The following is a 16880-nucleotide window of genomic DNA, read 5'->3' as shown; positions in this document are numbered from 1 at the left end:
GTTAAATGCGACCGAGCATTTCCTTGGCATCGCCACGCTGGGTCTCGTCACCTTCGGTCAGCACTTCCGAGAGGATGTCCCGTGCGCCGTCTGCGTCACCCATGTCGATATACGCCTGGGCCAGGTCGAGCTTGGTGGCAACTTCGTCGGTGCCGGAGAGGAAGTCGAATTCCGGCTCATCATCGCCCAACGCCGCATCTTGCGCAGTGAAGGACGGTTCGATGGACGGATGCTCCAGGCTCTGGGACAGGCGGTCCAGCTCGGCGTTGACATCATCCAGCTCCGACGCAAATGCATCAGGCTTGGCCGGCGCTTCCGGCTCATCGGCCAGGGACAGGTCGAAATCTTCCGGCAGGTCGAAGTCGTCCAGTGCCGCAGGTGTGAGGGTCGGTGGCTCGACGGCCGGCACGTCCTTCATATGGTCTTCGAGGCCCGATAGAAAGTCGTCATCGGATTGCGCCGAAGCCGGGGCGTCCAACTGCAGGTCCAGATCGAAGTCCGACAGGTCGTCCGGGCTGGCCTTGGCTTCAGTCTGCTGCTTTAGAAGCGACTCAAAGGTTTGCTGATCGTCCTTGACCTCGGCCGGGGAAGCTTCTTCGAGATCGTCCAGGCTCAGGTCAAAATCGGTATCAAAGACCTCCGGCTGCGCAGGCGCCGGTTTGTCTTCGAGCAAATCCTTGACGTATTGAGCGTCCAGGGCAGCAGCGGCCACCGCCGCGCTGACGCCTGCCGCCAGCACGGCCATGGCCGGGAAGCGACTCTTGAGCTGCTCGACCTGGGCATGGTTTTCACCATTGGCCACCAGCTGACGCTCCTGTGTCACAAAGCCGTCCTTGTCGTTTTGCAGGCCGTAGACTTCCATCAGCTTCAAACGCAGGTCGCTGCGCTTGGGCTCATGCTTGATCGCCTGTTGCAGCACGTCGGCGGCCTGGTTGAGGTGGCCACGGTCGATATGGGATTGAGCCTGGGCCAACGCATCGCTTGAGTTCACCGGAGCCACGGCAACGGCCAGCGGCGCGAGCACGGAAGCAACGGTCGGCACCGCAACAGCCGGCGCGACCACCGGGGCCGGTGCTGGCGCCGCGGCCAGCTTGACGTTTGGCGGCGGCACTTCCAGGCCTTCGAAGCTGTCCGGCGGCAGGTCGTGATCGATGTTCGAGGTGAACTCTGGCTCTTCCGCCAGGGCCCGCGCCATGCGCAGGTGCTTTTCTTCTTCGCGGCGCGCATTGCGATGGCGCGCCCACAACAGCAGGAGCAACAGCACCAGCAAGATAGCGGCGCCGCCAAGTACGCCGAGCACGACCGGGTTGGTCAGCAGGTCGTTGAATTTGCCCTCGGTGGTGGCCGGCGCTGCATCCGCCTTGACCGGCTCAGGTGCTGGCGCTGGTGCGGTGGGTGCAGGGGCAGCAGTGGACGTGGCGGTGTCGGGCGCTACCGGGGCAGCCGCCGGTTCACCTGCCAACTGCGCGGGCATCGCCGCCGTGGCCGCGGTAGCCGGGACACCCTTTTCCGCCTGCAAACGCGCCAGTTGATCGTTCTTCAGTTGAATCAGCTTTTGCAGCTTGTCCAACTGGCTTTGCAAGTCGGCCGCGCGGCTTTTCAGTTCTTCGTTGTCACGGCGGGTGGTGTCCAGTTGCTCCTGGGTCATCGCCAGCTTGTCGCTGAGTGCCGCGCTATCGCCGACCTTGCCTTTGGCCCCCTTCTTGGCCGCCTCGGCCGACACCAGGCTCAAGTTGTCCTTGGCGTTGGTGCTGGCTGGAGCGTTGCCGGCCTGGGTGCGCTTGGTGGCGTCCAGTTGCTGCTTGCCGGCTGCGGGATTGGTCGCGGCACGCCGACCCTGGCGCCAGGCGGCGTTCTGCGCGCTCACCTCGGCAATCGCCTGGGGTTGCGGCAATGCGGTGCTTTGTACGGTGTCCGGCAGGCGCAGGACCTGGCCGGTTTTCAGGCGGTTGATATTGCCGTCCACAAAGGCATCGGGGTTCAGCGCCTGGATCGCCAGCATGGTCTGCTGCACCGAGCCGCCATTGCGGTTCTTCGCGGCAATTTCCCACAGGGTGTCACGGGAGGTGGTGGTGTGCTGCGCCGTTTTGCTCGCGGCCGGCGCGGTGCTGGCCGGTGCAGCCGAGCGCGGTGCCGGCGCGGCGGTCGTCGGTGCCGGCTGGTCGAACTTGGCCGGGTCGAGCAACACGCTGTAGTCACGCATCAGACGGCCATTAGGCCATTGCACCTGCAACAGGAAACGGACGTAGGAATCAGGCAGCGGCTTGCTGGAGGTGACGCGCACCACACTGCGGCCGTTTGGATTGACCACCGGGGTAAACGTCAGGTCATCGAGAAATGCCTGGCGATCAACGCCCGCGTCCACAAACGCCTGGGACGAAGCCAGGCTCGGCGTGATCTCGGACGCCGTGAGGCCGCCGACATCGAGCAATTCGATTTCCACCGCCAACGGCTGGTTCAACTTCGACTTGAGGGTCATCTCCCCCAGCTGCAGCGCCTGCGCCATACCGGAGGACAGCGCCGAGGCGGCCGCTATTGCTAACACCAGTTTGCGAACTTGAACCATAGCCTCATCCTTTGTTTGAACACTCCCCGGCCTGCGAGAAGGTTGGTAACCGCTGCCATAAGGCATGGCGAGCCGATAGGTCACCGACGCGCAACTTTTCCTGCCTGGGGCCAAGCATAGCGCTTGGCTAGAATCAATCTACAAATTGCCGCCAAGTATCTTTTACGCAAGGCCTTTTATCAACAACTGCGCCAGCTGCACGGCATTCAACGCGGCGCCTTTGCGTACGTTATCTGACGTCAGCCACAGATTTAGTTCCGCCGGGTCATCCACGCCCGCCCTGACACGACCGACGTAGACCACATCCTGGCCCACTGCGTCACCTACGGCTGTAGGAAAATCCCCTTCATCCACGAGCTCGATCCCCGGCGCAGCGTCAAGTGCGCGGTTCACCGCAGCGAGGTCGACCGCCGCGCCCAGTTGCAGGGACACAGTCAGGCTATCGCCAAAAAACACCGGGGCTTGAACGCAGGTTGCGGAAATCTTCAGCAAAGGTGATTCCAGCACCGCACGCAGCTCATGGACGAGGCGCTTCTCCAGGGCGGTATGACCTTGGGCGTCCGGCGTGCCGACTTGTGCAAGCAGGTTGAAGGCTACCTGGCGATCGAAGAATTTCGGCTCCAGTGGGCGCATGTTCAACAGCTCGGCGGTTTGCCGGGCCAGCTCGCTGACGGCCTCACGCCCCTGGGCTGACATCGCCAGGCTGGCGGTGACACTCACTCGCTGGATATCCAGCAGGCCACGCAAGGGCGCAAGGACGACCGCCAGGTTGGTCGCCGATGGGCTTGGGCTGCCGAGCTGGAACGGTTTTTCCAGGCCATCCAGCACATGGGCATTGGCTTCCGGCACGACTTGAGGCGCCTGCTCGGCCGGCAAGGCGCCGGACAAGTCGATCACCGAGCAACCCGCTGCCGTGGCACGCGGCGCAAAACTCAGGGTGGCCGCCGGCCCCGCCGCAAAGAACGCCAGCTGTACTTTGCTGAAGTCGAACTCATCGACCTCCCTCACCCGCAGGTTCTTGCCGCGAAACGGCACCGAGGCACCGGCAGAGTTGTTGCCGGCCAGCAGGTGCAGGGTGCCAACCGGGAAGTCCAGCTCTTCGAGGATCTGCACCAGGGTTTCGCCGACGGTACCGGTGGCGCCGATCACGGCGATATCAAAGGTCTGGGTCATGGGGGCTGCCTCGGGCATTGCGGGGGGAGCGGCACTTTACCGGGTGGTGCTGGGTGAGGCAATTAACCCGGCTTTTGTGGTGTGGCTGATGGCCTCTTCGCGAGCAAGCCCGCTTGTGTCTTGAGACAGGATTAAGCTGAAGGTGAGAGGGTGAGTGGCAAGCTGAATGCCCGAAGTGCTTAAAGCACGTGTGGGAGCCCATGCTGCCACTCACTTCTCCGCTCTGGACATGAGCCCGAACAGTTGAACGAGCCCACCTCGAACAGTTACAAGCGTGGGCCAAGCCAGAGCGCTCTCACTTTGAGTGTAAGAGGGTTTGGCTATGTTTTCCTATCCAGCAGGCATTGATGTTTCCAAGGACAGCCTTGAGGCTCGAGTTAATCTGATTGACGTTGGGGTAAGTTGCGCTAACGCCGAAGATGATTTCCCTGGGTTGATTGGGTGGCTATTGCTTCACCAGGTCGGTCGCGTGCTGTTGGAGGCCACTGGCGGTTACGAGCGCAAAGTCATGAAGGCGCTCCAGGCTGCGGGCCTCAACGTCATCTGCATCAATCCCCGTCGAGCCAAGAGTTTTTCCACGGCGATGGGCCAACAAGCCAAAACCGACCCGATAGATGCAAAGTCCCTTGCACAGTTCGCAGCGGTACTCGACTCGCCAAACAGCCGAATCACCAGCCCGAAACATGACGAGTTGCGCGCGTTAGTCCAACAGCGAGAAAACTTTATTCAGCAGAGAGACGATGACAAAAGGCGCCTGAAAACGGCCTCATGCGACGTAGTAAAACCAGCGTTGCAGAGTCATATCGACTACCTGATCAAGGCTGTGAACGCGATAGATCAGTTGATTCGTCAAAGCGCCAACGTGTTAGATCGCGAAAAAGTCGAACGCCTGTGTTCAGTTAAGGGGATCGGGCTCGTTACGGCGGCTAGCCTTATGGCATACCTGCCGGAGTTGGGTGAGGTTGGCAAGCGTCCGATCGCTGCCCTAGCGGGCCTCGCGCCGTATAACAACGACAGTGGGAAGCACATAGGCGCGCGTCACATTCGTGGCGGAAGGTTTTCCGCACGTCGCTCGCTATACATGGCCTGCTGGGTCGTCATTCGGGACCAGCCTGAATTCCAGGCACGCTATAAAGCACTGCGTGGCAAAGGAAAATGCGCAAAAGTTGCGCTAATCGCATGCATGCGTGTTTTGTTAATCCGGCTGAACGCAATGCTGCGTGATAGGACTGAATGGAAAGAACACGCTGCCTAAATCGGCAGCGATGTGTCGTTGAAGGTCACACGGCTTGAAGCTGTGGGAGTTTGGCTGTCTTTGAAAGCGATGGCCAAGATATGGTCATCAAGACAGTTGCTCCCACATTTGATTGCATTTCAACTGAATAAACTCGGTCGAATGTGGGAGCGGGCTTGCTCGCGAAGAGGCCCCAAAGGCCAATAAAAAACCCGCGCCTGTCACCAGAGCGCGGGTTTCCAATATTGCCTCAAGCGATCAACGCTCCAGCAGAATCCGCAGCATGCGACGCAGCGGTTCGGCGGCGCCCCACAGCAGCTGGTCGCCAACGGTGAACGCGCCGAGGAACTGGCTGCCCATGTTCAACTTGCGCAAACGGCCCACCGGTACATTCAGGGTGCCGGTGACCTTGGTCGGGCTCAGCTCCTGCATGCTGATGTCGCGATTGTTCGGCACCAGCTTGACCCATGGGTTGTGCTGGCTGATCAACGCTTCGATATCGGCGATCGGCACATCTTTGTTCAACTTGATGGTCAGCGCCTGGCTGTGGCAGCGCATGGCGCCGATGCGCACGCAGATGCCGTCCACCGGGATCGGGTTCTTGAAGCGGCCGAGGATCTTGTTGGTCTCGGCCTGGGCCTTCCACTCTTCGCGGCTCTGGCCGTTCGGCAGCTCTTTATCGATCCACGGGATCAGGCTGCCGGCCAATGGCACGCCGAAGTTCTCGGTCGGGTAGGCGTCACTGCGCATGGCTTCGGCCACACGACGGTCGATGTCGAGGATCGCGCTGGCCGGGTCGGCCAGTTGATCGGCAACGGCGGCGTGAGTCGCGCCCATCTGCTTGATCAGTTCACGCATGTTCTGCGCGCCGGCACCGGAGGCCGCCTGATAGGTCATGGCGCTCATCCACTCGACCAGGCCAGCCTCGAACAGGCCACCCAGGCCCATCAGCATCAAGCTGACGGTGCAGTTGCCACCGACGTAGTTCTTGGTGCCGGCGTCCAGTTGCTGGTCGATGACCTTGCGGTTCACCGGGTCAAGGATGATCACCGCATCGTCCTGCATGCGCAGGCTCGAGGCAGCGTCGATCCAGTAACCCTGCCAGCCGGCTTCGCGCAGCTTGGGGAAGACTTCGCTGGTGTAGTCGCCACCCTGACAGGTCAGAATCACGTCGAGGGTTTTCAGCTCTTCAATGCTGTAGGCGTCCTTGAGCGGAGCAATATCCTTGCCCACAGACGGCCCTTGGCCACCCACATTCGAAGTGGTGAAAAACACCGGCTCAATAAGATCGAAATCCTGCTCTTCCAGCATCCGCTGCATGAGCACGGAACCGACCATACCGCGCCAACCGATCAGACCTACACGTTTCATCGCAACTACACCTTGTTAAAAAGTGGGCCGCCTTGCAGCAACAACTGCAAGCGGGCCCGAGAGATTACAGATTCCGCAGCGCGGCGACTACTGCGTCGCCCATTTCTTGCGTACCGACCTTGGTGCAACCCTGCGACCAGATGTCGCCGGTGCGCAGGCCTTGGTCCAACACCAGGCTCACGGCCTTCTCGATGGCATCCGCCGCTTCGCTCAGGTTGAAGCTGTAACGCAGCATCATCGACACCGACAAAATGGTCGCCAGCGGGTTGGCAATGCCTTGGCCCGCGATGTCCGGCGCCGAACCGTGGCAAGGCTCGTACATGCCCTTGTTGTTGGTATCCAGGGACGCCGACGGCAGCATGCCGATGGAACCGGTGAGCATCGAGGCCTGGTCGGACAGGATGTCACCGAAGAGGTTGTCGGTGACGATCACGTCGAACTGCTTGGGTGCACGCACCAGTTGCATGGCGGCGTTGTCGACGTACATGTGGCTCAGTTCGACGTCCGGGTAGTCCTTGGCCACTTCTTCAACGATTTCGCGCCACAGTTGGCTGGAGGCCAGCACGTTGGCTTTATCCACCGAGCAGACCTTCTTGCCACGCACGCGGGCCATGTCGAAACCCACGCGGGCGATACGGCGGATTTCGCTCTCGCTGTACGGCAGGGTGTCGTAGGCCTGGCGCTCGCCATTTTCCAGCTCACGCACACCGCGCGGCGAGCCGAAGTAGATACCGCCGGTCAGCTCGCGCACGATGAGGATATCCAGGCCCGCGACCACTTCCGGCTTGAGGCTCGACGCGTCGGCCAGTTGCGGGTAGAGGATCGCCGGGCGCAGGTTGCCGAACAGGCCCAGTTGCGCGCGGATCTTCAGCAGGCCGCGCTCAGGGCGGATATCGCGTTCGATCTTGTCCCATTTCGGGCCGCCGACGGCGCCGAGCAGTACAGCGTCGGCCGCACGCGCACGGTCCAGGGTCTCGTCGGCCAGCGGTACGCCGTGCTTATCGATGGCAGCGCCGCCGATCACGTCGTGGCTCAGTTCGAAGCCCAGGCTGTACTTGCTGTTGGCGAGTTCCAGGACCTTGACCGCTTCGGCCATGATTTCCGGACCAATACCGTCGCCAGGGAGAATCAGAATCTGCTTGCTCATGCGTTCCTCATTTCATCAAGCGACCCGCCCGTGGGCAGGTCGGGAAAAATCAATCAGCGTTCGGCAAAGACCACCAGCACGTCGGTGCTGAAGGTGCCGTCGGCCTGAATTTCGTAATAATCGCGCACTTCCTGGCCCATCGCCTGTTGCAGCTCAAGTATCGCTGCGCGCAATACCTCTGGCGTGCGCATGCGCTCGACCCAGGAGGTGTATTCCAGGCGCAAGCGTTGGCGGCTGCTGTTGCGCACATGCAGGCCGGACTCGCTGAGCTGCTGCATCCACTCGGCGGCAGCGTAATCGCGCACGTGGCTGGTGTCGCGCAGCACTTCGACGGTTTGCAGGTAAGTGTCCAACAGCGGGCTGCCCGGTGACAAGACGTCGACGAACGCCGCTACGCCGCCCGGTTTGAGCACGCGGCGCACTTCGCGCAGGGCCAGGCCGAGGTCGCTCCAGTGATGGGCCGAATAACGGCTGAACACGAAGTCGAACTCCCCATCGGCGAACGGCAGGCGCTCGGCAGCGCCGTGCACCGTACGGATATTGCCCAGGCCACGGTCCACCGCAGCGGCGGTGACCACGTCAAGCATCTGCTGGGACAGGTCGTAGGCCACCACTTCTTTAACCAATGGCGCCACGTGGAAGCTGACATGACCGGCACCGCACCCAAGGTCCAGCAAGCGCGCGCTGCCCTGCCCGGCCAGTTCGGCCTGCAGCAGCGCGAATTCGGTGCCTTGGGCGTGCACGGCACTGCTCAGGTAGGCTGAGGCTTGCTCGCCGAATTGTTTTTGCACGACTTGGGTGTGGGCGGTGCTGGTCATGGTGGTTTCCTTGGGTTTTGGGGTGGCTGTACGGGCGCTATCGCAGGCAAGCCAACTCCCACAGTTGGAATGCATTCCAATGTGGGAGTTGGCTTGCCCGCGATGGGGCCCGCACGGTTACCGCAAATCAGGCATCGCGAAACAACCAGGGCTGGCTCGCCCGGTGCTTGGCTTCAAACGCCGCTATCGCATCGCCGTCCTGCAAGGTCAGGCCGATATCGTCCAGGCCGTTGATCAGGCAGTGCTTACGGAACGCATCCACTTCAAAGTGATACACCTTGCCATCCGGACGGGTCACGGTTTGCGCGGCCAGGTCGACGGTCAGTTGGTAGCCTTCTTCAGCTTCCACCTGCTTGAACAGCTCGTCGACTTCTGCGTCGGTCAAGATGATCGGCAGCAGGCCATTCTTGAAGCTGTTATTGAAGAAGATGTCGGCGTAGCTCGGCGCGATGATGCTGCGAAAGCCATATTCTTCCAGGGCCCACGGCGCGTGTTCACGGCTGGAGCCGCAACCGAAGTTTTCCCGGGCCAGCAGTACGCTGGCGCCTTGGTAACGCTCGGCGTTGAGCACGAAGTCCTTGTTCAGCGGGCGCTTGGAGTTGTCCTGGTAGGCGTAGCCCACGTCCAGGTAGCGCCACTCGTCGAACAGGTTCGGGCCAAAACCGGTGCGCTTGATCGACTTCAAGAACTGCTTGGGGATGATCTGGTCGGTGTCGACGTTGGCGCGATCCAAAGGGGCGACAAGGCCGGTGTGTTGAGTAAAAGCACGCATCGGGTATTCCTCAGATCAATTCGCGAACGTCGATGAAACGACCGTTGACGGCCGCCGCAGCGGCCATGGCCGGGCTGACCAGGTGGGTACGCCCGCCGGCACCCTGACGCCCTTCGAAGTTACGGTTGGAGGTGGACGCGCAATGCTCGCCCGATTCCAAACGGTCCGGGTTCATCGCCAGGCACATCGAGCAGCCTGGCTCACGCCATTCAAAACCGGCTTCAAGGAAGATCTTGTCGAGGCCTTCGGCTTCGGCTTGCGCTTTGACCAGGCCCGAACCCGGCACCACGATGGCTTGCTTGATGGTCGACGCCACTTTGCGGCCCTTGGCGATCACCGCCGCTGCGCGCAGGTCTTCAATCCGCGAGTTGGTGCAGGAACCGATGAACACGCGATCCAACTGGATATCGGTGATCGCCTGGTTGGCCTGCAAACCCATGTACTTCAAGGCGCGCTCGATGGAACCACGCTTGACCAGGTCGGCCTCTTTGGCCGGGTCCGGCACGTTCTGGTCGACGGCCAGGACCATTTCCGGCGAAGTACCCCAGCTGACTTGTGGCTTGATCTGGGCAGCGTCGAGTTCGACCACGGTGTCGAACACCGCGTCGGCGTCGGAGACCAGGTCTTTCCAGGCTTCGACGGCGGCGTCCCAATCCGCGCCTTGCGGGGCGAATGGGCGGCCTTTTACGTATTCGACGGTCTTTTCGTCCGCCGCCACCATGCCCACGCGGGCACCGGCTTCGATGGACATGTTGCAAATGGTCATGCGGCCTTCGATGGACAGGTCGCGAATCGCGCTGCCGGCGAACTCGATGGCATGGCCGTTACCGCCGGCGGTGCCGATCTTGCCGATCACGGCGAGTACGATGTCTTTGGCGGTCACGCCAAATGGCAACTGGCCTTCGACCTTCACCAACATATTCTTCATTTTCTTGGCGACCAGGCACTGGGTGGCGAACACATGTTCCACCTCGGAGGTGCCGATGCCGTGGGCCAGGGCGCCAAAGGCACCGTGAGTCGACGTATGGGAGTCACCGCAGACCACGGTCATGCCCGGCAAGGTGGCGCCCTGCTCCGGGCCGATCACGTGAACGATGCCTTGACGCACGTCATTCATCTTGAATTCGGTAATGCCATATTCGTCGCAGTAGTCGTCGAGGGTCTGCACCTGCAAACGCGACACCTGGTCGGCAATGGCTTCGATGCCGCCTTTGCGCTCTGGCGTGGTGGGCACGTTGTGGTCTGGCGTGGCGATGATGGAGTCGACGCGCCAAGGCTTGCGCCCGGCCAGTCGCAGGCCTTCGAACGCTTGGGGCGAGGTCACTTCATGGATGATGTGACGGTCGATATAGATCAGCGACGAGCCATCGTCGCGCCGTTTCACTTCATGGGAATCCCAAAGCTTGTCGTAAAGCGTTTTGCCGGCCATCAGTCGGTCCTCATCAGCGGTGTTTCTTTATGCCGGGCTTTTCAATAACCCTTTGGCTTGTGAGGCTGATGGTATGGCGCTACATTAAATAACTCAAATTCATATTTTTTATGCTTTGGATTACCAACTGGAATACCACCATGGACCTGGCCAACCTCAATGCCTTTATAGCCATCGCCGAGACCGGCAGCTTCTCCGGCGCCGGCGAGCGTCTGCACCTGACCCAACCGGCCATCAGCAAACGCATCGCCGGCCTGGAGCAACAATTAAAGGTGCGTTTGTTCGACCGCCTGGGCCGTGAAGTCGGCTTGACCGAAGCCGGCCGGGCCTTGCTGCCGCGCGCTTATCAGATCCTCAACGTGCTGGACGATACGCGCCGCGCCCTTACCAACCTGACCGGCGAGGTCAGCGGGCGCCTCACTTTAGCCACCAGTCACCATATCGGCCTGCACCGCCTGCCGCCGATCCTGCGTACCTTTACACGGGAATACCCGAATGTGGCGCTGGATATTCAGTTCCTCGATTCAGAAGTGGCCTACGAAGAAATCCTCCATGGCCGCGCCGAAGTGGCGGTGATCACCCTGGCGCCCGATCCCCACCACCTGGTGCGGGCCACCCCGGTGTGGGACGACCCGCTGGATTTCGTGGTGGCGCCGGAGCATAGCCTGACCAGCAACGGCAAGGTCAGCTTGGCGGACATTGCCGGCCACCCGGCGGTTTTCCCCGGCGGCAACACCTTTACCCACCATATTGTCAGCCGGCTGTTCGAGGCCCAGGGCCTTACGCCAAACATCGCGATGAGCACTAACTATTTGGAAACTATCAAGATGATGGTGTCTATCGGCCTGGCCTGGAGCGTGTTGCCGCGCACGATGCTGGATGAACAGGTGGCAAGTATCGCTTTGCCGGGCATACAGCTCAGTCGCCAGCTAGGCTATATCGTGCACACCGAAAGGACGCTGTCGAATGCTGCGCGGGCTTTCATGAGCCTATTGGATGCACAAGTCGATCTGCCAGGGATTCCGGCATGAACCTGTGCGGCCTCAAGGTCTGAACTGAACCGCGCCTTACGCCCATCGAGCCAAGGCCCTGTGATAATGCGCAACCCCGTCGACTCCTTGCCACCCCTGCCCCGTATTTACGCCCTTGACCCTCAAGAGGCGGAACAAAGCTGGGACAGCGCCCCGCAATTGCTGGCAGCGCTCAATGCTGCCCGGCTGGGCGCGTGGTGCTGGGAAATCGACACCGGCAGAATCAGTTGGTCACGCGGCACCCAGGCGCTGTTTGGCTTTGATCCGCGCCAGCCACTGCCCAAGGACCTGGACTACCTCGACCTGCTCGCGCCACAGGATCGCGCCCGCGTGGTGCGGGCCTTTCACGCGGTTCTGGCCGGCGAGCCGTTCGAGCAGGCCATGCATCACCATATCCAGTGGCCGGACGGCACCCACCACTGGCTGGAAATCAATGGCAGCCTGGCACCTGACAAAGCCGGACGACGGCGCATGATCGGGGTGATCCGCGAGACCACCCGCCAACGCGAGCGGGAGCGCGCCCTCAGCCACTCGGAAAAACGCTTCGCCACGCTGTTTCACCTGTGCCCCAATATGGTCTTGCTGACCCGCCAGTCCGATGGACTGATAAGTGAAGCCAACCAGTATTTCGAGATGCTCTTCGGCTGGCCGGTGGCCGACGCCATCGGCCGCACCACCCTGGACCTGGGCCTGTGGCGCCACCCCGAGCAACGCGCGCAGCTGGTCAAGGCCACCCAGCGCAAGGGCGAGCCCATCACCATGGAGGTGCAATTTTGCGCCAGTAACGGCCAGATCCACGACGGCACGCTCAGCGCACAAAAAGTCGAGCTGGAGGGTGAGGCCTACCTGATCAGTACGTTTCTCGACACCACCGAACGCAAAAACGCCGAGCAAGCCCTCAAGGACAGCCAGGAGCGCCTCGACCTGGCCCTGGACTCGGCGCAACTGGGCACCTGGGACTGGCACATTCCCACCGGCATGCTCTACGGCTCGGCGCGCGCCGCCCAACTGCACGGCCTGCCACCGGAGCCATTCCATGAGTCCTTCGACGCCTTCTTCGAGGGCATGCCCGATGAAGAGCGCGATAGCATGCGCAACGCCTACCGCACCCTGCGCGAAGGCCCGGCCGGCAACTATCAACTGACCTACCGCGTGCCGATGGAAGACGGCAGCTCGCGCTACCTCGAAAGCCGCGCGCGCCTGTACCGCGATGAACACGGTGCGCCGCTGCGCATGGCCGGCACGTTGCTGGATATCACCGACCAGGTGGAGCGTGAACAACGCCTGACGGCCTCCGAAGAAAAATTCGCGAGCCTGTTCCAGGCCAGCCCGGACCCGATCTGCGTCACTTGCCTGGACAGCGGCGCGTTTATCGAAATCAATCCAGCCTTCACCCAGACCTTTGGCTGGACGGCGGCCGAGGTCATCGACAAAAGCGCCGAAGAGATCGGGCTGTGGGACGAGTCGAGCAAGCGCCTGCAGCGTATCGAGCGGGTGATCCGCGAGCAGGCGCTGAGCAATGTGGCCATCGTGGTGCATCACAAGGCTGGCCAGAGCCTGACCTGCATGATTTCCAGCCGCTTGATCAAGGTCGGCGACCAGCCCTGCATCGTCACCACGCTGCGCGATATCACCCAGCAGCAACGCTCGGAGGCAGCACTGAAGGCCAGCGAAGAGAAATTCGCCAAGGCTTTCCATTCCAGCCCCGACGCGATTTCCATCACCGAGCGCGATACCGGCCGCTACGTGGAGGTCAACGACGGCTTTTGCCGCCTGACCGGCTACCGTGCCGATGAAGCCATCGGCCTGACCCTCTACCAGATCGGCATTTGGGCCGATGAAAACCAGCGCGCGGCGCTGCTGGCGGAATTGCAGATCAAAGGCCGTATCCACCATCTGGAGATGCTCTGGCACAACAAACGCGGCGAAGTGCTGGCAGTGGAAGTTTCGGTGGAGCCCATCACACTGAATGAAACGCCCTGCCTGCTGCTGACCGCCCGGGACGTGAGCCTGCTGAAAAACGCCCAGGCGCAGATCCGCCACCTGGCCTACCACGACCCGCTGACCAACCTGCCCAACCGCGCCCTGCTGATGGACCGCCTGAGCCAGCAGATCGCCTTGCTCAAGCGGCATAGCCTGCGCGGCGCATTGCTGTTCCTCGACCTTGACCATTTCAAGCACATCAACGATTCACTCGGCCACCCGGTGGGCGACACGGTGCTGAAGATCGTCACCGCCCGCCTGGAAGCCAGCGTGCGCATGGAGGACACCGTGGCGCGCCTGGGTGGCGATGAGTTCGTGGTACTGCTCAGCGGCCTTGACGGCACGCGCACGGAAGTCAGCGGCCAGGTGCAGGAGCTGGCCGATACCCTGCGCGAATTGCTCTCGGAGCCGATGTTCCTGGACGGGCATCGCTTGCAGGTCACGCCGAGCATTGGCGTGGCGCTGATTCCCGATCACGGTTCAACGCCTGCGGACTTGCTCAAACGGGCCGACATTGCCCTGTACCGCGCCAAGGACTCAGGGCGCAACACCACGCAGATGTTCCACAACAGCATGCAGAAAACCGCCAGCGAACGCCTGCGCATGGAGACCGACCTGCGCCTGGCCCTGTCGCGCAGCGAGTTCAGCGTGCATTACCAGCCCCAGGTCGATGCGCGTGGCAATCGGATCGTCGGTGCCGAGGCCCTGGTGCGCTGGCAGCATCCACAGCTTGGGGCGCAGTCACCGTCTGAATTTATCAAAGTGCTCGAAGACAGTGGCCTGATCCTGGAAGTCGGCACCTGGATCCTGGACGAAGCCTGCGCGGCCTTTCAACAGTTGATCGCGGAAGGCTTGGTGGACCCGCTGAATTTCAGCCTGTGCGTGAACATCAGCCCCCGGCAGTTTCGCCAGAACGACTTCGTTGAGCGGGTGGAACGCAGCCTCAAACAGCACCAACTGCCGTTCAGCCTGCTGAAACTGGAAATCACCGAAGGCATCGTGATCCAGAACCTGGACGACACCATCAGCAAAATGCGCCGCCTGAAAAAGCTCGGCGTGAGCTTTGCGATGGATGACTTCGGCACCGGTTACTCGTCGCTCACCTACCTCAAGCGCTTGCCCGTGGATGCGTTGAAAATCGACCAGTCCTTCGTGCGTGACGCCACCCATGACCCCAACGACGCCGAAATCATACGCGCCATCGTGGCCATGGCCCGCAGCTTGAACCTGGAAGTGATTGCCGAAGGCGTGGAAACCCAGGAGCAACTGGCCTTCCTGCAGGGCCTGGGTTGCCATCTGTACCAAGGGTATCTGCACAGCCGGCCACTGCCCATGATCGGTTTCAGGGAACGCTTGATCGCGGGGGATGGCCGGGGTTAAACCAATTTCAGTGCGACGCCGTCGGCTTGATTCCAGTGCGAGCTATTCAAGTCGCGCTTGGCGCCATACTCATCGAATTTACCCTCTATCACGACAACCGAATGCCCAAAGTTCGCCAGGGTGCCAGGTACGCCTGATGCCAATTCATCCACGCTACTGGTGCGCGTAAAGGCGTACAAGCCGAGGCGGCGTAATGCATCGCCAGGAACCTCGCCGTCGTTCAGCGTTTGCAGGGCGACGTCAAAACTGACGCCGGCGCGAAACTCGTGATTCTCCAACTGTGCCCGCTTGGCGCTCGCTGCATAAAGGAACACGGCATTGTCAATAAGGCCAGCATTCGGACCACGAAAGTGGGCGGCTGCCCGGGCCCTTTCCAGCTCGGCGAAGGTGAGCCGCACCGTGCAGTTATCGCGCATGGTGATGGAGTAGCCTCCCGGCGTTTCGGTGACACGCTTGAAAATACCCAAAGGGTTTTGCCCGTACTTCATCATCGCCGCTTTGATGGCGGACACCGTGACACAGTTACCCTCCATGCCCTGATAGAAACCACTCCAGATATCGTCGGGCTCGACGCCAATGGGCGCAGCCGGGAATCGCGCAGGTTGACCATCTTGCTCGTGGGGTAGGTCTGCGGCGAGCTGGTAGCCGTAGTCTTTACCGACCGCATCTTTCTTGCCGTGGCTATGTTTAACACCCTCCACCACCAACGCCCCCGAAAAACTGGAGGTCTCGGTGACGCCAATACTGTGGGGTTCTTGAAGCTTGGCGGGAGGCACAATCCGCAAAAAGCCGATCAAGCCCATCCCCGTCAAGACCCTGTAGATGCTCTCACCCCGCAGCGTAGCGGACAGCGCTGCATCAAACTGCACGTTGCGGATGAGCTGCTTGCGCTTTGCGTAGGCGGCCAGGATCAGGTTGGCGGCGTTGCGCATTTGCGTGTCAGGGCCTGTAAACCGCGTCGCCTCGGCGGTGCGCTGCAGCTCCTGCGTCGACAACGTCAGCTCAAAACCATCTTTCAGGGTGATGCTGTACCCATTGCCCGTGGCGTTGATCCTTTCGAAGACATCGGACGGCGACCGGCCAAACCTGAGCATCATCATCTTGATGACGGCTGCGTGGCTGCTGAGGTCGAACACCTCACCGAAATGACCCGAGGGGGCAATGAACCCTTGCAACACCTCTGCGACCTGGGGACGGATACCCTTGGCCTGGTCAACCTGGGGCGTGATCCTCACCACAGGCATGGGTACGACAGGGACAGGGGCGGTAGGAGGCTTCGGCGCGCTATGGCTCTGCAGCGTATACATGTAGCTTTGATCGGGTGAACGCCCCCTGCCCGCGCGGTGCGCCTTGCCGGCGTATATCAACGATGAACCCAGGTTATGACTGTGGGCCACCCCCCACCGCCCTTCGCCGACAACCGTGGCAGTAGGCTCGTACTTGAGATGGCCGGATAAGCCCATGCCTTTGAACATGTTTAAGGTTGTCTCACCCTGCAAAGAAGCGGTCAGGACTGACGTAAAACTTGGCAAATCAGCGGCATTGCCACTTCCCAGCTGTTTGCGCTTGATGAATACCGCCAGTGCGAAATGGGCGCTGCCCAGTACTTCGTTGTCGCTGCCGGTAAAACGTGATGCCGCCCCTGCTTGTTGCAGCTCCTGCCGGGAAAGGTGCAGCCTGTAGCCATCTTTCATCGTGACGTCATACCCCCCGCGATTACTGCGCACACTGCTGAACATAGCCTCAGGCTGCTTGCCAAAGGTGTGCATCATCAGTTTGATGACTGCGCTGTGTGAGCTGGCATCGTAATGCTCGCCGAAAGCGCGTTCAGGGGACTCAAAAGCGTGGAAGAGAGACGTTTCTTTCTCCGAGATAGTGGAAAACTGCGACGCCGTGGAAGTCGAGCGCGCAGAGGATCCAGTCGCAAACGTATTCATAGCAATCACTCTTAAAAGCAGTAGTCAGGCGCGCCGTCG

Annotated in this window: 11 protein-coding genes; 3 read left to right on the top strand and 8 right to left on the bottom strand. The window is 61.2% G+C overall.

Features of this window, described 5'->3' with window-relative positions:
* Position 1: 1 nt before the first annotated feature.
* Complete coding sequence (locus CWC48_RS20565; protein ID WP_100490186.1) at positions 2 to 2566, bottom strand: FimV/HubP family polar landmark protein; 2565 nt, start codon at positions 2564 to 2566, stop codon at positions 2 to 4.
* 162 nt (positions 2567 to 2728) lie between these two features.
* Complete coding sequence (locus CWC48_RS20560; RefSeq protein ID WP_099492913.1) at positions 2729 to 3739, bottom strand: aspartate-semialdehyde dehydrogenase; 1011 nt, start codon at positions 3737 to 3739, stop codon at positions 2729 to 2731.
* A 322-nt stretch (positions 3740 to 4061) separates the two neighbouring features.
* On the opposite strand from CWC48_RS20560, the gene CWC48_RS20555 reads away from it, so the two are divergent.
* Positions 4062 to 4994 (top strand): transposase, encoded by a 933-nt coding sequence (locus CWC48_RS20555; protein ID WP_100490184.1) that lies wholly within the window; start codon positions 4062 to 4064, stop codon positions 4992 to 4994.
* A gap of 237 nt (positions 4995 to 5231) precedes the next feature.
* Here CWC48_RS20555 and asd read toward each other — a convergent pair whose 3' ends face one another.
* The 5 genes from asd to leuC all read right to left on the bottom strand — a co-directional run bounded on the left by asd (position 5232) and on the right by leuC (position 10510).
* Entirely contained in the window at positions 5232 to 6344 is a 1113-nt protein-coding gene (gene asd, locus CWC48_RS20550; protein ID WP_034107599.1) for an aspartate-semialdehyde dehydrogenase, read from the bottom strand.
* 64 nt (positions 6345 to 6408) lie between these two features.
* Positions 6409 to 7491, bottom strand: a complete 1083-nt coding sequence (gene leuB / locus CWC48_RS20545) for a 3-isopropylmalate dehydrogenase (RefSeq protein WP_021491199.1) — start codon at positions 7489 to 7491, stop codon at positions 6409 to 6411.
* A 53-nt stretch (positions 7492 to 7544) separates the two neighbouring features.
* A complete protein-coding gene (locus CWC48_RS20540) occupies positions 7545 to 8309 on the bottom strand; it encodes a class I SAM-dependent methyltransferase (RefSeq protein WP_099494214.1) in 765 nt (254 codons plus the stop codon).
* A gap of 127 nt (positions 8310 to 8436) precedes the next feature.
* On the bottom strand, positions 8437 to 9081 hold the full coding sequence (gene leuD, locus CWC48_RS20535) for a 3-isopropylmalate dehydratase small subunit (RefSeq protein WP_033901804.1): 645 nt from the start codon (positions 9079 to 9081) through the stop codon (positions 8437 to 8439).
* A 10-nt stretch (positions 9082 to 9091) separates the two neighbouring features.
* Entirely contained in the window at positions 9092 to 10510 is a 1419-nt protein-coding gene (leuC, locus tag CWC48_RS20530) for a 3-isopropylmalate dehydratase large subunit (RefSeq protein ID WP_078049426.1), read from the bottom strand.
* Between the two features lie 140 nt (positions 10511 to 10650).
* On the opposite strand from leuC, the gene CWC48_RS20525 reads away from it, so the two are divergent.
* Positions 10651 to 11541: a LysR family transcriptional regulator gene (locus CWC48_RS20525; protein ID WP_099494213.1), complete on the top strand. Its 891-nt coding sequence runs from the start codon at positions 10651 to 10653 to the stop codon at positions 11539 to 11541.
* A 66-nt stretch (positions 11542 to 11607) separates the two neighbouring features.
* On the top strand, positions 11608 to 14904 hold the full coding sequence (locus CWC48_RS20520; protein ID WP_100490182.1) for an EAL domain-containing protein: 3297 nt from the start codon (positions 11608 to 11610) through the stop codon (positions 14902 to 14904).
* Here CWC48_RS20520 and CWC48_RS20515 read toward each other — a convergent pair.
* Positions 14901 to 16841 carry a hypothetical protein gene (locus tag CWC48_RS20515; RefSeq protein WP_100490181.1) on the bottom strand — a complete coding sequence of 647 codons (1941 nt, stop codon included), beginning with the start codon at positions 16839 to 16841 and terminating at the stop codon, positions 14901 to 14903. The two genes, CWC48_RS20520 and CWC48_RS20515, sit on opposite strands and share 4 nt — an antisense overlap.
* Positions 16842 to 16880: the final 39 nt, after the last annotated feature.

It is taken from the genome of Pseudomonas sp. S10E 269 (assembly GCF_002798465.1).
Lineage (GTDB): Bacteria > Pseudomonadota > Gammaproteobacteria > Pseudomonadales > Pseudomonadaceae > Aquipseudomonas > Aquipseudomonas pergaminensis.
Note: the sequence above shows the minus strand (reverse complement) of the source record. Positions and strands in the feature narration are given on the sequence as shown.

What these genes read in the sequence shown, in the direction of transcription:
- CWC48_RS20565 (WP_100490186.1), bottom strand. Translation starts at nt 2,566, where the DNA reads ATGGTTCAAGTTCGCAAACTGGTGTTAGCAATAGCGGCCGCCTCGGCG.
- CWC48_RS20560 (WP_099492913.1), bottom strand. Translation starts at nt 3,739, where the DNA reads ATGACCCAGACCTTTGATATCGCCGTGATCGGCGCCACCGGTACCGTC.
- CWC48_RS20555 (WP_100490184.1), top strand. Translation starts at nt 4,062, where the DNA reads ATGTTTTCCTATCCAGCAGGCATTGATGTTTCCAAGGACAGCCTTGAG.
- asd (WP_034107599.1), bottom strand. Translation starts at nt 6,344, where the DNA reads ATGAAACGTGTAGGTCTGATCGGTTGGCGCGGTATGGTCGGTTCCGTG.
- leuB (WP_021491199.1), bottom strand. Translation starts at nt 7,491, where the DNA reads ATGAGCAAGCAGATTCTGATTCTCCCTGGCGACGGTATTGGTCCGGAA.
- CWC48_RS20540 (WP_099494214.1), bottom strand. Translation starts at nt 8,309, where the DNA reads ATGACCAGCACCGCCCACACCCAAGTCGTGCAAAAACAATTCGGCGAG.
- leuD (WP_033901804.1), bottom strand. Translation starts at nt 9,081, where the DNA reads ATGCGTGCTTTTACTCAACACACCGGCCTTGTCGCCCCTTTGGATCGC.
- leuC (WP_078049426.1), bottom strand. Translation starts at nt 10,510, where the DNA reads ATGGCCGGCAAAACGCTTTACGACAAGCTTTGGGATTCCCATGAAGTG.
- CWC48_RS20525 (WP_099494213.1), top strand. Translation starts at nt 10,651, where the DNA reads ATGGACCTGGCCAACCTCAATGCCTTTATAGCCATCGCCGAGACCGGC.
- CWC48_RS20520 (WP_100490182.1), top strand. Translation starts at nt 11,608, where the DNA reads ATGCGCAACCCCGTCGACTCCTTGCCACCCCTGCCCCGTATTTACGCC.
- CWC48_RS20515 (WP_100490181.1), bottom strand. Translation starts at nt 16,841, where the DNA reads ATGAATACGTTTGCGACTGGATCCTCTGCGCGCTCGACTTCCACGGCG.